The organism is Paramagnetospirillum kuznetsovii (assembly GCF_003284725.1).
GTDB classification, from domain to species: domain Bacteria; phylum Pseudomonadota; class Alphaproteobacteria; order Rhodospirillales; family Magnetospirillaceae; genus Phaeospirillum; species Phaeospirillum kuznetsovii.
In genome coordinates, this window is record NZ_PGTO01000004.1 from 264,276 (window position 1) to 282,025 (window position 17,750).

Here is a 17,750-nt window from a genome sequence, read left to right on the forward strand (position 1 = left end):
CAGCCTATTTGGTGGCGATGGTGGGCAGGTCTTCTTCGAGAATACTGATATTCAGCGAATAGGACACTTCGCCTTCGTCATCGTCGCGATGAAGCACGCCAATGAACTCGCCGGCGATGGAAACCTCGATGGGGGCGCCACGCTTCTTCGGCGCTTCGATCTTGATTTTGGCGTTGCCGAAGGTGGCCCGCAGATAGGCCTCGACCCTGGCAATTTCAATGGGGGTCATATGTGCACCGGAACAGACGATGGAAACGGGGAGTTGGGATAGAGAGACGTCGGCGGCATGACTGCCGCCGACGTCACAGACGCCTTAGAGCGCCTTCAGATTGACCGCGGAGGTCTTGCCCTTGCGCGGGTCACGCTCTTCTTCGAACGACACCTTCTGGCCGTCCTTCAAGCCGCTCATCCCAGCGCGCTCGACGGCGGAGATGTGGACGAAAACGTCGGCGCCGCCGTTATCGGGAGCGATGAAGCCGTAACCCTTGGTGCTGTTGAACCATTTGACAGTGCCGTTCGGCATTTGATGTCTCCAATCATGAGCAAAGCCCGGCGTACAAGCACACCGAGCATCAAGTGCCGAGCGATTCTGGTCGTTTCGAAAGGCAGGTTTGATCGAGGCACTGTCGTCTGTTCTGTCGCCAAAGGCAAGCAAAAGAAGAGGCGGGGCGCCGCTTAGCAGGATGGCGCGAATGCTTGCCCTAGTTCTTCCGAACACCCTTGCACCCGAATGTCGCATAATGTATATTATGGCGACAAGCCATAACCTGTTAGGAAACCTCGATAATCATGCCGTCATAGGCCGGCTCCACCCACGGCGGCAGTGTCCGGCACAATGTCTGATAATCCAAACGGGTTCCCATATGGGTAAGGATCGCCCGGCGCGGCCTTACTCTTTCGATCCACTCCAATGCTTTTTCCACATGGGCATGGGTGGCGTGCGGATAGTCCACCAGACAGCCGATCACCCATACTTCGACGCCTTCCAGACTCTTAAAGGACTCTTCTGGAATTTCGACCACATCGGTGCTGTAGGCGAAATTGCCGAATCGCAGGCCGAGGGTTCGGGAATAGCCGTGATCCTGATCGAACGGCACCACGGGGATATCGCCGATACGAAACGCTCCATCGATCACATTGGCGGTCAGGAGCGGCCGATAGACGATTTCGCCGATGCTTTCCATGGGTTCAAAGGCGTAGCCGAACCGCTGACGCGCCGTTTCCAGAACTTCCGCCTTGGCCCAAACCGGCAGCCATTGCCGCGTCACGCGGTTGATTTCGCGCAGATCATCGATGCCGTGCAGATGGTCGGCATGATCATGGGTATAAATCAGGCCATCGATGATGCGTATTCCGGCATCAAGTAGCTGGTCGCGAAGGTCGGGCGTGGAATCCACCAGAATGCGGGTATCGCCGTCCTCCACCAAAATGGAGGACCGCCGCCGCTGATTGCGCGGCTCATTGGGATCGCAGGCGCCCCATCCCATGGAAATGCCGGGAACCCCAGAGGCTCCGCCGCATCCCAGGATGGTCACCTTCACCGAGGCACCTTACTGAACAGGCGGTGGAAATTGGCGGTGGTGGCGCGTTCCAATTCACCCAGGGGCACATTCTTGACGGCGGCCAGTCGCGCGGCCGTATGGGCCACATAGGCGGGCTCGTTGCGCTTGCCCCGAAACGGAATGGGCGCCAGATAGGGCGCGTCGGTCTCCACCAGCAGCCGATCCAACGGAACCCCGGCCAGTGTCTCGCGCAACGCATCGGCGGTCTTGAAGGTCATGATGCCGGATGCGGAGATGAACATGCCTAATTTCACCGCGATATCAGCGAATTGCAGGCCAGAACTGAAGCAGTGCACCAGGCCGGTGAAGGCCCCCTTCCCCATCTCTTCCGTCAAAATGGAAGCGGTATCGTCGTCGGCGTCGCGGGTATGGACGATGACCGGCAAGCCGGTCCGGCGGGCCGCCTCGATATGAATACGGAAGGAGTCACGCTGGCGGTCGCGTGGGCTCTTATCATAGAAATAGTCCAGCCCAGTCTCGCCCAGCCCCACGACCTTGGGGTGTGACGCCAAGCGCACCAGGGTTTCCACATCGGCGAAAGGCGCCACGCCCGCCTCGTGTGGGTGGACGCCGACGGTGCAGTAGACGTTGGAAAAGCGCTCGGCCACCGTCAGAACCTGCTCATGCCGGGTGATATGGGTGCCGATGGACAGCAATACCCCAACCCCCGCCTGTTCGGCGCGTCCCACCACGCCGTCGAGATCATCGGCGAAATCGGGAAAATCAAGGTGGCAGTGGCTGTCGACCAGCATTTAGGCGGGACTCTCTTCGACGAAACGCGGAAACACTCCCTGCGGCGACGGCAAGGCCGTTCCGCTTCCCAAGGCACCGACCGGACCGAAGCTGGCGAAGCTGCGCTGGTTGTCGGGAACCGCCAGTTGCTCAAGGATCCGTGCCGATGATGTGGGCATGAAGGGCTGGGTCAGCAAGGCGAGACAGCGGATGGTCTCGGCCAGGGTCCACAGCACCGTGCCCATGCGGGCGGGATCGGTCTTCTTCAGCGCCCACGGCGCCTGCTTGTCCACATAGCCGTTGGCGGCACGCACCACCACCCAGACGGCCTCGATGGCATCGTGGTAGAGCTGGCGATCCATGGCGGCGCGCAGCTTGTCCAGCAGGCCGTAGGCGGGGTCCAGCATCTCGCGGTCGTCATCGGTGGCGGGGCCGCGTTCCGGCACCACACCGCCGCAATTCTTGCCGATCATGGACAGAACCCGCTGGACCAGATTGCCGTAATCGTTGGCCAGTTCGCTGTTCATGCGGCCGATCATGGCGCGATGGCTGAAATCGCCGTCATTGCCGAATGGCACTTCGCGCAGCAGGAAATAGCGCACCTGATCCAGGCCGTAGGTCTCGATCAGGCTCAGCGGGTCGATGACATTGCCCAGGGACTTGGAAATCTTCTGGCCCTCGTTGGTCCACCAGCCATGGGCGAACACCCGCTTGGGCGGAGGCAGATCGGCGGCCATCAGGAAGGCGGGCCAGTAGACGGCGTGGAAGCGGACGATGTCCTTGCCCACCATATGGATGACGTTGGGCCAATAGCGTGCGAAGTCCCCCGAAGTGTCGGGATAGCCCAGCGCGGTGATGTAGTTGGTCAGGGCGTCAAGCCACACATACATGATGTGGGCGTCGTCGCCGGGCACCGGAATGCCCCATTTGAAGCTGGTGCGCGACACCGACAGGTCTTGCAGGCCACCCTTGACGAAGCTCATCACCTCGTTGCGGCGCGAATTGGGGCCGACGCAATCGGGATTGTCCTCGTACCATTTCAAAAGGCGGTCCTGCCAGGCAGACAGGCGGAAGAAGTAGCTGGGCTCCTTGACCCATTCCACCGGCGCCCCGGTCGGCGCCAGCTTGGTCTCGCCCGGCCCCTTGATCAACTCGTCCTCGGCGTAGAAGGCCTCGTCGCGCACCGAATACCAGCCCTCATAGGCGCCAAGATAGATGTCGCCCTTCTCCACCAGCTTGTTCCACAGCGCCTGACAGGCGGCCAGGTGGCGGGGCTCGGTGGTGCGGATGAAATCGTCGTTGGTGCAGCCCAGGATGCGGGCCAGTTCGCGGAAATTGCCCGAATTCTGATCGGCCAGCACCAGCGGCGTCATCCCCGCTGTTTCGGCGGACTTCTCCACTTTCTGGCCATGCTCGTCAGTGCCGGTGAGGAATTTGACGTCGAAGCCGTCCAGCCGCTTGAAGCGGGCCAGCACATCGCAGGCCAGCGTCGTATAGGCGTGGCCGATATGGGGCTTGTCGTTGACGTAATAGATGGGCGTGGTGACGAAGAAGGTGTTGGCTCCGCTCATGGCGTGCTCCTTGTTGGTCTTGCCTGTGCCTCGCGGATCAGCGGCGGGCCAGCCTCTCCACCGACAGGAAAGCGCCGAGCACCGCCTGCTTGCGGTCCAGGTGGACCGCCTCGGCGCGGGCGAACAGGGTGCTGATCTTTTCCCACACCTCCAGCCAATGTTCAAGGCTGGCCGCCGTCAACAGGCGCCCGATCAGGGCCGCCTCGCCCGGCACCACCTCGGTCATCCCCCTGCCCTGGCGGCCACCGGCGCGGACCAGACGGGCAAGCCACCACACCAACAGTTCGGCGACGGTGCGGAACGAAGCATCGTTTTCCGGCCGCGCCACCCGGTCGCCAAAGGCATGCAGGGCGGGAATATCCAGTCGCGGCAAGCCGTTCAACAGGCCCACGACCTCGCGATACAACTCTAACCCGCCTTCATCGGCCAGGGCCAGCGCCTTGCCGATGCTGCCCTCGGCCAGCCGGGCCAGCGCCGCCACATCCGCCTGCGCCATCTCGGGACGATGATGCACCAGCAGGTCGGTGACGGCGGTTTCCGCCAGGGGCTGCATCAGCAGGCGGCGACAGCGCGACCGGATGGTGGGCAGCAACCGGCTGGGAGAGTGGGAAATCAATATGATCAAGGCGTTACGCGGCGGCTCTTCCAGAACCTTCAGCACCGCGTTGGCGGCGTTGCGGTTCATCTCGTCGGCGGAATCGATGATCACCATGCGCCAGTTGGCGTCGGCGGTCTGGTGGAACAGATCGTTGATCTTGCGCACGTCGTCGATGACGATCTCGGAGCGCAGCTTGGCTTTCTTGTCGTCGGTCCAGCCGCGCTCCACCACTTTCAGGTCGCGATGGCCCTGCGAGGACACCTGGTGCACCACCGGGTGGGAACGCCCGATCTCCAGGCTGTCCGGCGGACCGCCGAACAGGCCCCCACCCTCACCGCCACCGGCCAGCACGAAACGGGCGAAACGGTAGGCCAGCGTCGCCTTGCCGATGCCCTTGGGGCCGCAGAACAGCCAGGCATGGGCCAGCTTGCCCGAGTTCCAGGCATCCAGCAGCGCCTTCTCGGCCGGGCCGTGGCCGAACAGTTCGGCGGTATCGCGGGGATGCGGCGTGTCCGTCATAACAGGCGCCTGAAGGGGTTTCTGCGCCCGGATTTCAGCCACGGATGAACACAGATAGACACAGATGGATTTGTGATCTGTGTCCCGCGAAGCGAGGATCTGTGTTCATCTGTGGCCATTTTCATGGTGTTGGAAGCCGGGCTCTAACCGTCGCCAGAATGTCCTTATGGACCTCCGCCTGGGTGCGGGCGGCGTCGATGACGGCGCAGCGCATGGGATTGCTCGCCGCGATGCCGAGGAAGCCCTGGCGCAGGCGCTGGTGAAAGCCGAGCCCCATGCGTTCGTAGCGATCCTCGCCGCCGCCGCGAATCCCCGCCCGTTCCAGCCCCTTCTCCACCGGCATGTCCAGCACCAGGGTCAGGTCAGGGGCGAAATGTCCCACCGCCACCCGGTACAGGCTGGCGATCACATCGGGGTCGAGACCGTGGCCGAAGCCCTGATAGGCCAAGGTGGAATCGGCGAAACGGTCCGAGATCACCCAATGGCCGCGCTCCAAGGCGGGCCAGATGGTCCTGACCAGATGATCGCGCCGCGCCGCGAAGTGCAGCAGCGCCTCGGTCACCCCATCCCAGCGCTCCACCTCGCCCGAAACCAGCAAGGCGCGGATCGCCTCCGCCCCAACCGAGCCGCCGGGTTCACGGGTGGTCACCACCATCAGGCCGTCCTCGCGCAAGGAGTCGGCCAACAGACGCAGTTGAGTGGACTTGCCCGTCCCCTCGCCGCCTTCGAAGGTGATGAACCGTCCCCGTGCCGGTCCGCTGCTCATGGGCTACTTCTTCGCTCCCCAGATGATGCGGCGGATGGCGGCGGAAACGCGACCGCCAAAGCCCAGCTTTTCCACATTGCCGACGGCGACCAGTGGCATTTCCACCGGGGCCATGCCCGGCGCGGTCACCACGATCTTGCCCAATTCGGCGCCCGCCTTGATGGGGGCGGGCAACGGACCGGTGAACACGGTGGAGACCTTCATGTCGAGGCGGTTACGCCGTTGCATGGAGACTTCCAGGTCGCCCTTGGCGGCCAGCGCCACGGTCTCGGCCTCGCCCAGCCAGACCTCGGCATCGGGAACCACCACCTCGCCCGCCTTGAACAGCGGATAGGTCTCCCACTCGCGGAACGCCCATTCGGCCAGCCGTTGGGCTTCCTCGCCCCGCTCCTTCATGGAGGACATGCCGTTCAACACGATGATGATGCGCCGGGCGCCCCGCTTGATGGAGGCGGTCAGGCCATAGCCAGCCTCCTCGGTATGGCCGGTCTTGAGGCCATCGGCGCCGGGCGTATTGTAGAGCAGCGGGTTGCGGTTGCCCTGCTTGATGCCGTTGAAGGTGAATTCCATCTGGCTGAACAGCGGGTAATAGTCAGGAAAATCACCGATCAGGTGGCGCGCCAGCACCGACAGATCGCGGGCGGTCATCACGTGGCCGGGCTCGGGCCAGCCGCTGGCATTCTTGAAGACGCTCTTGGTCAGGCCCAATTGGCGCGACTTGCGGGTCTCTTCCTCGGCAAAGGCTTCCTCGCTGCCGGAATGGGCTTCGGCCAGCACCGAGCAAGCGTCGTTGCCCGACTGGATCACCACCCCTTTCAGCAATTCGTCCACCGAGGCGGTGGAATTGATGGGCAGGAACATCAACGAACCGCCGGACTTGTAGTGCTTCTTCCAGGCGGTTTCGCTGACCGGCAGTCGGTCGCCTGGCTTCCAAGCGCCGGACTTGAGCTTGTCGAAGACCATGTAAACGGTCATCAGCTTGCTCATGGAGCTCGGCACCATCAGCTCGTCGGCATTCTTCTCCATCAGCACCGCGCCGCTGGCGAAATCGATGATGACGGCCTGTTTGGCGGCGGTCTCGATCGTCTGCGCCAGAACGGGCTGGCCGAGGCCGAGCGCGACGGCGATAACGGCTGCCACAGTGGAACGATGGAGAATCTTGGAGATCATCAACGTCTTCGACCTGCTTAAGTTGAAAGGAATAAACTTCAATCGACCACCACGCGGGCGTCTTGGGTTCCGGCCGCCATGACCGCATCGAGCATGCGGTCGGCGTCCTCGACGCTTTGCAGCGGTCCAAGTCGGACGCGGAAGACCGGCTTGCCTTGCACATTGGCCTGGCTCACCTGCGCCTTGCCGACCGAGGTCAGACGGGCGGCCAGCCGGTTGGCGTTGTCGTGGCGCGAAAATGAACCGGCCTGGACATAGAGATGGGTGGTGCGCACGGGAACCGATTTGATCTCTTGCGCCGCCAGCTCGCGTTCCACCGCCTCCACCGTCAGCCCACGCTGCGGCTTGCCCGGATCAGAGGAGGCCAGTTCGGGCGTCGAGGTCTGGGACTTGGCGCCGGGAGGCGGCGGCAGGCTTTCGGCCTGGACCGAGCCGCGTGGAGCCGCCTGGGCGACTTTCGGCTCGTTGCCCGCGGCATCCGGCTTTATCTTGCCTGCCAGGGCGCGGCTTTCCTCGCTCAGGATCTGGACCCGGACCTTGGCGGTACCCTTGCCCTCCATGCCCAGCAATTGGGCCGAACGACGCGACAGATCCAGAATGCGGCCGTTGACGAAAGGGCCGCGATCATTGATGCGGACGATGATGGACCGTCCGTTCTCCAGATTGGTGACGCGGGCGACGCTGGGCATCTGCAAGGTCTTGTGGGCGGCCGACACCGCGTTCTGATCGAAGGTCTCGCCATTGGCGGTCAGCTTGGCGTGGAAATCGGGGCCATACCAGGACGCGATACCGGTCTCGTCATAGGCAAAGTCTTCCTGGGGGTAATACCATATCCCCGCCACCTGATAGGGCTTGCCGACCTTGTAGTTGGAGGAAGCCGAGGCCGAGGGCGGTGGCGACTCACCTCCCATGGCCGACTTGGCGCCATGGGCGAACAGATTGAGCTCGGAACAACCGGCCAGCATGGTACCGCTTAGCAGCAGCATGGCCAATCGGCCCCCCCGCGACGCCATTCCCATCATCTAGTCGTCTCCATGGCTCAACCACCGAACATGTAGTCTACTTGCCGCCGATGCGGTCCGCAAGATGGCCGACCGCCAGGGCGAAGAAGGTGGACCTGTTCCATTTCATGATGGTACGGAAATTGTCGTAGACCAGGAAAGGCGGCCCCTTCCCCGCTTCCGCCAGAACGATGGAGCCCGACAGATCCTTGACCGGCAGCGGCTTGCCGTCGTTCCCCTTGACGCCGAGGGCATTCCATTCCGCCAGCGACTTGCGGGTGTCGAGGCCGACCAGCTTGGCGTCGAACCCCTTGGGCAGCTTTACCGAGCGTCCCCAGGTCTGGTCGCCGCGCCAACCTTCCGAGGACAGGTAATTGGCCGCCGAGGCCAGGGCGTCGGCGCGATTGGTCCAGATGTTGCGCTTGCCGTCGCCGTCCCAATCCACCGCGAATTTCAGGAAGGTGGAGGGCATGAACTGGCATTGCCCCATGGCGCCCGCCCAGGATCCGATCATGGCCGACGGCGCGATATGACCCTGATCGAGAATGGTCAGTGCGTTCATCAGCTCGCCACGGAAAAATTTCGTGCGCCGCCCGTCATAAGCCAGGGTCGCCAGCGAGGAAATGACCGACATGCCGCCGGTATTCTTGCCGAACCCGGTCTCGATGCCCCACAGCGCCACCACGAAACGCGGCTGCACCCCGAAGCGTTGTTCGATCTCGGTCAACAGGGCGCGGTTCTCCGCCAGCTTGCGCCGTCCCTCCTCCACCCGCGACGGGGTGACGATGCGCCCCAGATACTCGTCGAAGCTGAGGGTGAATTCGGGCTGCTTACGGTCCAGCTCGATGACGCGGTCGATGTGCTGAACCCCGCTCAGGGCGGCGTCCAGCGTCTCGGCGCGCAGGCCCTTGTCCAGGGCCTCGGCGCGAACGCCGGTCAGGAAGGCGGAGAAACCGTCATTGGCGGCATCGGTCTGCGCCGCCGCCGTCGGCTCCTCGGCGGAAGCAGCGCAACCGGACAAGACCAGACAGCAGGCCGCCAAACCGACCAACGCCCAAGATTTCGTCACCCCAGCCATGGCCAATGCCCCAAATATGGTGTTCGCTGGGAAAGTTGTGCCACATTCCGCCCTGTCAGGGCAACCGCTGCCTCATCCCGACGAGCCAATGGCGAGGAGTTGCGGCCAAGGGCCGACGCGCCTCGTGGCGCGGGAGCCAAGGAATTCGGAGAATTCCGCCCGGCGATTGAGGGGCGAAAGAAACTACGGATGGGGCATGATCGCTTGGTGGCGGTAAGCCGCATAAACAAGGTCGTCATTCCCGCGAAAGCGGGAATCCATGCCGCAACCGGCGTGGCGTTGGGTAGGACAGACTCTTCATTTCCACCATGGATCCCCGCTTTCGCGGGGATGACGAGAGACGTGAAGGAGTAGCCACTTCACGCTATTACCCTGCTCATGGATGGGGCAGGAGTTCGTCTGTCCAGCCGGACAGCCGGTACCCGATCAGCCCCATGGCCTCGTGGGCCAGGGTCTGCATACCGCCCAAACCGGCGACGATGCTGAACCGCAGATCGGACCATGCGACCTCGCCCCTGCCGGTGGTTCGGTAATCCACCGGATAGGCGACCACCGGCCAGCCGACGGCGCGGAAGCAGCCCACCGAGCGGGCCATATGAAAGGCCGAGGTAATCAGCAGCCAGGTCTCGCCCGGCTTCGGGGCGGCGATCTCCTTGCTGAAAACCGCGTTCTCTCGGGTATTGCGTGATTGACTTTCGAAGATCACCCGCCCGGCATCAAAGCCGATTTGTTCATAAAATTCCTTGACGTATGATGCTTCCTTAAACTCCTGCTCAAGGACGGATCCCGAGCCGCCGGTGAAGATCAGCCGGGCATCGGGATAGCGCTTCGCCAGTGGAATCAGCGCGGTCATGCGGGCGGCGGCGCTGTTGATGGAAGGCTGCCCCCGGGCGGCGCTGATGGCCGGATTGAGGCCGCCACCCAGCACGATGATGCCGTCCACATGATCGGGCAGCGGGCGCGGCGGGGGAAACCGGTTCTCCCAGGCCTCCACCATCGGCTGCTCCACCGGAAACACCGCGAGGGCGGTGACCACCGCGAAGCTTCCCACCAGCAGTCGACGTCCCCAAACGCGCGCCCGCCGAATCAGCAACAGCAGACCGCCCATGCCGACGGCGAGATAGAACAGGGTGAACGGATCGGTCAGGACGCCGACCAGTTTGGACAGGATGAACATCCCCACTCCGCCATGGGTTGGTTTCGCAAAGGCTGGATTGGCCGCCGGGCGCCATCATATGCTAAGTCCAGTATAACGTCGCCCTTGATGGTCAAGACCGCATGGAAGCCCTTCTCGCCGCCGCCATCGAACGCCATCGGCGCGGCCTCGTCGCCGAGGCCGAGGCCGAATATCGTCGCATCATCGCGGCCCATCCCGGCTTCGCGGAAGCGCATAACGCCCTCGGCATCGCCCTCCAGCAACAGGCGCGCCCGGCGGACGCGGTTGCCTGCTTTCGTCGCGCCGTTGAATTGAAGCCGGATTACGTTGCCGCCTTCGGCAATCTGGGGGCCGCCTTGCTCGCCCTGGGACAGCGGCGAGATGCGATCGCGGCGCTGGACGCGGCTCTGGTGCTGGACCCGGCCAATGCGGAAGCCCATTACAACCGGGCCTGCGCCGCCCAGGAAGACGGCGCCCTGGACCGGGCGGCGGAGGGGTATGGCCGCGCCGTCGCGCTCAACCCCAATCATGCGGGGGCCTTCAACAATCTCGGCATGACCTTGCGGGCGCTGGGGCGGCTAACCGAATCCCTGGCGGCTTACGAGCGGGCGACGACCCTGGCCCCGGCCAATCCCTTGATCCGCTATGGTTTCGCCCAGGCCCTGCTGGAAGCGGGAGATTTCCAGCGCGGATGGCGCGAACACGAATACCGCTTCGCCGCCGGAATCGCCCATAAGCGTCACCAGCAATATCCCCGCTGGATGGGCGAGGATATTGCCGGAAGGACGATCCTGGTCTGGGCGGAACAGGGATTGGGCGACACCATTCAATTCTGCCGCCATGCGTCCATGCTGGCCAAGCGCGGTGTCCAGGTGGTGCTGGAGGTCCAGCCGCCGCTGGAACGGCTGTGCCGCGGTCTTGCCGGTGTGACGGTGGCGGCGCGCGGCGATCCCCTCCCCCCCTTCGAGCTTCAGGCTCCGCTCATGAGCCTGCCCCTGCTGATGGAGGCCGAGCCCTTTGCCGCCGGTCCCTATCTTGGCGCGGGAAAGGACTGGACCGGGCGGTTTGGCGAACCGTCCGGACGCCGCGTCGCCCTGGTCTGGGCGGGAAGCCCGACCCACAAGGACGACCACAACCGGTCGCTGCCGCCCGATGCCTTGCGGGGCCTGCTGACAATTCCCGACGTGGCGTTCTATTGCTTCCAACTGGGGCAGGCGCCGGACCTGCCCGGCTTACGGAACTTGCCGGGCCCTATTGGGGATTTCGCCGACACCGCTGGCGCCTTGCTCGAAATGGATCTGTTGATCTCGGTGGACACGGCGGTCCTGCATCTGGCGGGCGCCCTGGGACGTCCCGCCTGGGCGCTGTTGCCCTACGCGCCCGACTGGCGCTGGCAGCAAAGCCGCGACGACAGCCCATGGTATCCGAGTCTACGCCTGTTCCGGCAAAGCCGCCGCCAGGATTGGGACTCGGTGCTGGACCGCGTGGCGATGGCGTTACAATAGGCTTTCCAAATGCTCGGCCAGTTTGGTCAAGGCACTGGACAGCAGGCGATGGTCATGGGCATCGACCACCACCGCCATGACGGATGCCGCTTCCTCGCCCAACAGGCCAACGGCCAGCATGGCGGCCAAGAAGCCATCGGCATCGAGGGCTTCCTTGGCGGGGCGGAAGGCGCGGTTGCGGCCGCCCTTGGATTCCTGGTCCAGCACCTCGGCCATGGCCTCGTCCGCGGGCAGCTTGCGGTGGATTCGGAATGCCAGCGCCTTGAGCACCCGAATCTTATCGTCCTCGTCAAGATCGGTGCCCTTGGCCATCACGCTGTCTCGCTTCCTGCAAATATGGCGGCGATCTCCGCCGGTGTGAGCAATCGCCACTCGCCCGGGGCCAAATCGCCGAGCCCCAAACCGCCGATGGCGACCCGCCGCAGTCCCTCCACATGGTTGCCAACGGCGGCGAACATGCGCTTGACCTGATGGTATCGTCCCTCGACGATGGTGATATGAGCGCTTTGCGGTCCGATTTCCACCAGTTTCGCTGGCGCCAGTGGCGTGGTCTCGGAGCGGAGCATCAAGGTTCCGGCGGCGAAGATCGCCGCCTCCTCGCCACTCAACGGCCGAGCCAGGGCAACTTGGTAAGTCTTGGGAACGTGGGAGCGTGGCGCGGTGATCCGGTGCGACAGCGCCCCGTCATCGGTCATCAGCAACAAGCCGGTGCTGTCGCGATCCAATCGCCCGACCGGCGCGACCAGCGGCGTGCGGTGGGCAAAGCGCGGCGGCAGCAGTTCGTAAACCACCCGGCCGGGGTCGGAGGTGGAACAGGTGAAGCCGTCGGGCTTGTTCAGCATCAGGACCAGCCCACCCGGCGGGTCCAACGCCTCGCCGTCCAGCCGAATGAGGGCATGGTCCACACGGGCGTCGTCCTTGAGAACATTGCCCTCGGCATCGGTCAGCCTTCCGTCGCGGACCATGCGACGCACCTCTTTCTGGCTGCCATAGCCGAGATTGGCGATCAGCCTTACCAGCCGCATGATGGCTCACCGGTCATGACGGTTGCTCGACAGATAGACCTTGAACCCGTCCTTCTGGGTCAGCAGGGTCACCTCGCGGAAGCGGCGCCGCAGGTCCGCCTCGTAAGGCAGCGTCTGGTTGGCGACCAGCAGGAATTTGCCACGCCGCCGAATGGATCGCCAGGCGCTGGTGATGAAGGCTTTGCCCATGGCGGGATCGGCCTTGCGGCCTTCATGGAACGGCGGATTGGCGATGATCCAGTCATAGGGCGCCACCTCGGGCAGACCGGCGCAGACATCCAGCCAATGGAAACTGGCCTTGTCAGCGTCGGCGGGGGCCAGCGCGGCCATATTGGTTCCCGCATCCTCAAGGGCGAGCGCCTCGGCCTCGTAAAGGTCGATTCCGGTGACGGCGGGGAAGCGCCGCAACAGGTCCACCGACAGATAGCCCCAGCCCGCCCCCAAATCGGCCACCCTCCCGGCCATACCCTCGGGGAAGCACTCCGCCAAAACCGCCGAGCCGCGATCCACATGGCCCGAGCTGAAACAGCCGGAACGGGCCACGAATCCGCTGTCTCCCACCGCCATTGCGCCGCCCGCCGCCAGCCACTCGGTCAGAATCGGCGGCATGTCTCCGTCACGATGGAACCAGAAGACTCGGGCCTGATGCTTGGACATCTGGCCGTCGAGACCGAAGACACGCTCGACCTCGCGTTCGATGCTGGCGCCTCCCAACGCCTTGGCGCCGCAGCACACCAACACGCCGCCCGGCTCCAGCAGCGTCCAGGCACGGGCGATATTGGCCAGGGTCTCCGCCTTGTGTTTGGTGATCAGGCACAATCCCATGGGAAAGGCGCCGTCCAGGCGTTGGGCGACCCGGAACCCGGCCTTGCTCAGCGCATCGGCGGCGGGTTTGAAGCTTTGTTCGCAGAGCAACCGCCCCCGCCATTCCGGGCCGAGCCCGTCGCCGCTTTCGGCGCGCATGAGAAAAGCGCGCTCCGGCAAGGGCAGCAGCCCCTTATCGAACGGCAGCAGCAGGGCTTTGATGTGTTCAGGCTGATCCATGGCGGCAGGGTGTAACACGCCCGTTCACTCTAGCCAATTGCCTTGGTCTGGACTAAAAGAACCCCATGGATGGGTGGCAGAGTGGTCTATTGCACCGGTCTTGAAAACCGGAGGGGCGCAAGCCTCCGTGGGTTCGAATCCTACCCCATCCGCCATAGCCCGTGCTTTGTCGGCCTTTTCGGCGATGAGCCATGCGCCGGAAAGGCTTGCGGAGGGATTGACCTCGGTGGCAGGGTCCAAATTGGAATTTTTCCAAGGGCTGGAGGCTCATGGATACGTGCATCCCGACCACAGCGGTGAATGAAAGCGATTTCGGCGGCTATCGGTCGCTGTTCGAGAATGCCGTCGAAGGGATCTATCGAACCACGCCCGACGGCCGCTATCTCGACGCCAATCCCGCCCTGGCCCGCATCTACGGCTATGACAGCCCAGAAGAACTGATCGCCGGTCTGACGGATATCGCTCGCGACCTTTACGTCAACTCGGTTGACCGCGCTCTTTTCAAGGAAGTCCTCGAGCGTGATTCGGTGGTGCGCAATTTCGAGGCGCGGGTTTACAACAAGGATCGCCGGATCATCTGGATCTCGGAAAATGCCCGCGCGGTCAGGAATTCCGCAGGCCAGGTCGTCTGTTACGAGGGAACCGTCCAAGACATCAGCGAGCGCAAACGCTCGGAAGAATCCCTGCGGTTGGCGGCCGCCGTGTTCGAGACCGTCGGCGAAGCCATCGTCGTCACCGATTCCAATCAGAACATCCTGGCCGTCAACGCGGCTTTCGAACGCATGACCGATTGGACCGCCGCCGAGGTGGTCGCCAAGCCCTGCGATATTTTCGCAACCGAAATGATCGGCTTTGCCGAGATCGCAGAGATCTGGCGATTGGCGGCAAGCGGCGGCCTGTGGTCGGGAGAAACCTGGATTAGCCGTAAGGATTCCGACCCATTCCCGGCCGCGCTCGCCATGTCCGCCATCCCCGGCGAAGACAGCAAGGCCGACCGCTTCGTCTTGCTGCTGCGCGACATCACCAGCCGCCGACGCGACGAGCAGCGCATCAAATTTCACGCCTGCCATGACAGCCTGACCAAGCTTGTCAACCGCCGCACGGTCATGGAGAGCCTTGCAGAATCCATGATTCGCGCTGAACGCAACGGTCAGCGGCTCGCGGTTCTCTATCTGGATGTCAACCGTTTCAAGGATATCAACGACAGCTTCGGCCATGGCGTGGGCGACGATCTGTTGCGTCAGGTGGCCCGGCGGCTGAAGGCTTGTGTTCGGGCCAGCGATATCATCGGCCGCCTGGGCGGCGACGAATTCGTCATCGTCTTGCCCAGCGTCGCCGATCGCGGCACCGCCGAGGTCTGCGTCAACAAGGTGACCTATGCGTTCACCGAGCCCTTCACCATCAATGAATTGGAACTCTATTCGTCGAGCAGCATCGGGGTGGCTTTGTACCCCGACGACGCCGACACAGCCGAGACACTGCTGTCACGCGCCGATGCCGCCATGTACCACGCCAAGCGCAACGGCCTTCATTTTTCCTTCTTCGACATCGACATGGACCGTCAAGCGGCAGACCGCGTCAATTTAGAGAACGATCTGCGCCACGCCTTGGCCACGAAGCAGTTTCAACTGGCCTATCAGCCCAAGGTCGATGTGGGCCAGCGTCGCATCATCGGCGCGGAGGCGCTCATCCGTTGGCGTCACCCCGAACGGGGAGCGGTGTCTCCCGCGGTCTTCATTCCTGTCGCCGAGAGGGCCGGCCTGATCGGGGCCATCGATGATTGGGTTCTCAGCGAAGCCTGCTCGCAAATCGGCCGTTGGCGAGAACGCGGTCTCGATCTTCCTGCCATCAGTGTCAACATTTCCCCCGCCCAGTTCCATGATGGACGCCTGACGGATAAGGTCAGGGCCGGTTTGGACACGTCCGGCTTGGACCCGACCATGCTGGAATTGGAGATCACCGAAACCATGATGGCCAGCGACGTGGACCGCGCCATCGAGATTTTGGGGCAACTGACCGCCATGGGAGTCAAGGTGTCCCTGGACGATTTTGGCACCGGCTATTCCTCCTTGGCCTATCTCAAGCTGTTTCCGGTCTCGACCTTGAAGATCGATCGAACCTTCGTGGATGACCTTCCCGACGACGTCAAGGATGGCGCCATTATTTCCTCGATTATCGCGCTGGCGGAAAATCTGGGCTTCGCCGTCATTGCCGAGGGCGTCGAGACTCCGGCCCAGGCGAGATTCCTCCGGGAACGCGGGTGTACAGCCATGCAGGGGTTTCTGTTCAGTCGTCCGCTGGACGGCGAGCAATTCGCCCGATTGCTGGAAACCGGGATCGACGTGCTGGAGAGCTTTGGGCCGTGACGCAAGGCCGTCATGCCGACCGTTAGCGCTTCGAGTGACAGCCCTTCTCCGGCGGAATAACCGCCAGACCGAGACGGACCGGATCCTGGAAGACCGGACCATGATAGCCGAGAACAACCTCTGGCAGAGTGGTGATGGGGCCGAAACGCTGCTCCATGGCGGCAATTCCGGGAAACCAGTCCATGGGCTCACCGGCCTTGGGCGGATCCTGATGGTCGATATCGCGGTAACGACCGCTAAGATCCATATCCCACACGATGACCGCGCCGCTGGCCCGCACCTTGGCGTCGGATAGCCACGGGGCCATATAGGGATCGGCTTCCGTGTAAACCCGTGGCCGATCCGCCGATTTATAGGCAGCGGTCCCCGCCAGCCAGCTATCCCCCACCAGGACCGGAACCGGCCCATCGCAGACCTGCGCCCAGGCATCGGTCACCTTGGCGGCGAGAAGCTTGGCGGGGAAGCGCGCCCACTTTGATTCCTCGACCACAGGCGTGACCCCGATGAAGATCAACAGGTAGGTGGTTGCCATGGCGACCGCCAACCCACTGGACCACGCGAGAAACCGGCCCACCTGCATATGCCCCGGCGCGGAATAAACCCAGCGCATCAGAACCAGCGGCAAGGTCAGAAAGAACGTCGTCGCCCATTCCAGCCGCATCTCGCCCCCCGTCACGGCCGAGAGCAGCAGTACCAGCCCGACGGGACCGAAGGTCGCCAGCAACAAGAAGCCGTCCTGACTGGACATGGCGCGTCGGCGCAACTTCGGCAGCCCAAGGGCGCCGAGCATGACGATCATCGCGGAGACGGACATGCCGACCATGCCGCTCAGGGCATCCAATGGATTGAGAATATGCCGCGAGAAAAAGCTGCTGGCGGCATCGGCAAGACCGGCACCGTCGCGGAAATAGCGCAGTGGCGCCAGATCATTGGCAACGACCCAATAGATATGGGGAGCGGCGACCAGAAAACACAGCCCAACCGCAAGCCATGCGCGCGGCATCAGCAGCAAGGCCCGGTGACGCGGCGTCCACACGACATGGATCAGGAACAGGAACGGCAGGATCAGAATGGTGTATTTGGACAAAATGCCGATGCCGATGGAAAGGCCCAGCAGCGGCCAAGCCCAGGCCCGACGCTCCTCGACGGCCAGATAGCCGAACAGGATGGTCAGGCACCACGGCAGCATCAGAATGATGTTGTGGTCGAAATGGGGAACGATGAAGCTGTAAAAGCCGAAGGCGGGCAGCGCCACCACCGAGATCAGGGCGGCATCGGGGCAAACATAGCGACGGGCCAGATGATGGATGGCGGCGAAGGACGCCAACATGATGGACGCGCTGAGGGCATAGATGGCGACATCATGTCGGCCGAACAGGAAGATGACGATTTCCGTCAGCCACGCGATCAGCGGCGGATGCTTGAAATAGCCCGCCTGCCACTCCTGGCCCCAATAAATGATCTGGATGGTGTCGCGCCCCAGGCTGGTATTGGCCGCCGAAGGCAAAAGGGTCCAGGTGAGGCCGTAGACAACGAATACCAGAGCATAAACCGCCTTTCGCTGAAGCAGCGGCAACCCCCTCGCAACTATCGCTGGAAATCCACCCTGGGTATTCAATTTCTACTTACCAAGCGATTCGAAAAACGGATGGGGCGC

General features: G+C 63.3%; 17 protein-coding genes and 1 tRNA gene. 3 read left to right on the plus strand and 15 right to left on the minus strand.

What is annotated here, in order from left to right:
- Positions 1–4: 4 nt before the first annotated feature.
- The 11 genes from CU669_RS07965 to CU669_RS08015 form a co-directional block, all read right to left on the minus strand.
- Positions 5–229: a DUF3126 family protein gene (locus CU669_RS07965; RefSeq protein ID WP_112143432.1), complete on the minus strand. Its 225-nt coding sequence runs from the start codon at positions 227–229 to the stop codon at positions 5–7.
- Positions 230–313: 84 nt separating this feature from the next.
- Positions 314–523: a cold-shock protein gene (locus CU669_RS07970; RefSeq protein WP_112143434.1), complete on the minus strand. Its 210-nt coding sequence runs from the start codon at positions 521–523 to the stop codon at positions 314–316.
- A 247-nt stretch (positions 524–770) separates the two neighbouring features.
- Positions 771–1,541: an MBL fold metallo-hydrolase gene (locus CU669_RS07975; RefSeq protein WP_112143436.1), complete on the minus strand. Its 771-nt coding sequence runs from the start codon at positions 1,539–1,541 to the stop codon at positions 771–773.
- Positions 1,538–2,314 (minus strand): TatD family hydrolase, encoded by a 777-nt coding sequence (locus tag CU669_RS07980; protein WP_112143438.1) that lies wholly within the window; start codon positions 2,312–2,314, stop codon positions 1,538–1,540. Before CU669_RS07980 ends, CU669_RS07975 begins: the two co-directional genes overlap by 4 nt.
- Positions 2,315–3,865: a methionine--tRNA ligase gene (gene metG / locus CU669_RS07985; protein WP_112143440.1), complete on the minus strand. Its 1,551-nt coding sequence runs from the start codon at positions 3,863–3,865 to the stop codon at positions 2,315–2,317. It lies immediately after the preceding gene.
- A 37-nt stretch (positions 3,866–3,902) separates the two neighbouring features.
- The gene (locus tag CU669_RS07990) at positions 3,903–4,982 is read right to left on the minus strand and encodes a DNA polymerase III subunit delta' (protein WP_112143442.1); all 1,080 of its coding nucleotides are present in this window, start codon (positions 4,980–4,982) and stop codon (positions 3,903–3,905) included.
- Between the two features lie 121 nt (positions 4,983–5,103).
- Positions 5,104–5,748 (minus strand): dTMP kinase, encoded by a 645-nt coding sequence (tmk, locus tag CU669_RS07995; protein ID WP_112143444.1) that lies wholly within the window; start codon positions 5,746–5,748, stop codon positions 5,104–5,106.
- 3 nt (positions 5,749–5,751) lie between these two features.
- The gene (locus tag CU669_RS08000; RefSeq protein WP_112143446.1) at positions 5,752–6,918 is read right to left on the minus strand and encodes a D-alanyl-D-alanine carboxypeptidase family protein; all 1,167 of its coding nucleotides are present in this window, start codon (positions 6,916–6,918) and stop codon (positions 5,752–5,754) included.
- Between the two features lie 38 nt (positions 6,919–6,956).
- The gene (locus tag CU669_RS08005) at positions 6,957–7,904 is read right to left on the minus strand and encodes a septal ring lytic transglycosylase RlpA family protein (protein ID WP_239988600.1); all 948 of its coding nucleotides are present in this window, start codon (positions 7,902–7,904) and stop codon (positions 6,957–6,959) included.
- Between the two features lie 73 nt (positions 7,905–7,977).
- Positions 7,978–8,997 carry a lytic murein transglycosylase gene (locus CU669_RS08010; RefSeq protein ID WP_112143448.1) on the minus strand — a complete coding sequence of 340 codons (1,020 nt, stop codon included), beginning with the start codon at positions 8,995–8,997 and terminating at the stop codon, positions 7,978–7,980.
- A 376-nt stretch (positions 8,998–9,373) separates the two neighbouring features.
- Complete coding sequence (locus tag CU669_RS08015) at positions 9,374–10,174, minus strand: YdcF family protein (RefSeq protein WP_112143450.1); 801 nt, start codon at positions 10,172–10,174, stop codon at positions 9,374–9,376.
- A 101-nt stretch (positions 10,175–10,275) separates the two neighbouring features.
- Here CU669_RS08015 and CU669_RS08020 point away from each other — a divergent pair, with 101 nt between their 5' ends.
- Positions 10,276–11,658 (plus strand): tetratricopeptide repeat protein, encoded by a 1,383-nt coding sequence (locus CU669_RS08020; protein WP_112143452.1) that lies wholly within the window; start codon positions 10,276–10,278, stop codon positions 11,656–11,658.
- Here the strand turns inward: CU669_RS08020 and CU669_RS08025 are convergent.
- Genes CU669_RS08025 through CU669_RS08035 form a run of 3 tightly spaced genes read right to left on the minus strand, consistent with a single transcriptional unit; the run spans position 11,650 to position 13,745 of the window.
- Positions 11,650–11,970: a hypothetical protein gene (locus tag CU669_RS08025; protein ID WP_112143454.1), complete on the minus strand. Its 321-nt coding sequence runs from the start codon at positions 11,968–11,970 to the stop codon at positions 11,650–11,652. The genes CU669_RS08020 and CU669_RS08025 overlap by 9 nt on opposite strands.
- Positions 11,970–12,683 carry a pseudouridine synthase gene (locus CU669_RS08030; protein ID WP_112143456.1) on the minus strand — a complete coding sequence of 238 codons (714 nt, stop codon included), beginning with the start codon at positions 12,681–12,683 and terminating at the stop codon, positions 11,970–11,972. Before CU669_RS08030 ends, CU669_RS08025 begins: the two co-directional genes overlap by 1 nt.
- A 6-nt stretch (positions 12,684–12,689) precedes the next feature.
- Positions 12,690–13,745, minus strand: coding sequence for a class I SAM-dependent methyltransferase (locus tag CU669_RS08035; RefSeq protein WP_239988601.1), 1,056 nt, complete (start codon positions 13,743–13,745; stop codon positions 12,690–12,692).
- A gap of 49 nt (positions 13,746–13,794) precedes the next feature.
- Here CU669_RS08035 and CU669_RS08040 point away from each other — a divergent pair.
- Positions 13,795–13,882, plus strand: a tRNA-Ser gene (locus tag CU669_RS08040).
- Positions 13,883–13,996: 114 nt separating this feature from the next.
- A complete protein-coding gene (locus CU669_RS08045) occupies positions 13,997–16,093 on the plus strand; it encodes a putative bifunctional diguanylate cyclase/phosphodiesterase (protein WP_112143458.1) in 2,097 nt (698 codons plus the stop codon).
- A 22-nt stretch (positions 16,094–16,115) separates the two neighbouring features.
- On the opposite strand, the gene CU669_RS08050 is transcribed toward CU669_RS08045, so the two are convergent.
- The gene (locus CU669_RS08050) at positions 16,116–17,669 is read right to left on the minus strand and encodes a glycosyltransferase family 39 protein (RefSeq protein WP_239988602.1); all 1,554 of its coding nucleotides are present in this window, start codon (positions 17,667–17,669) and stop codon (positions 16,116–16,118) included.
- Positions 17,670–17,750 lie beyond the last annotated feature (81 nt).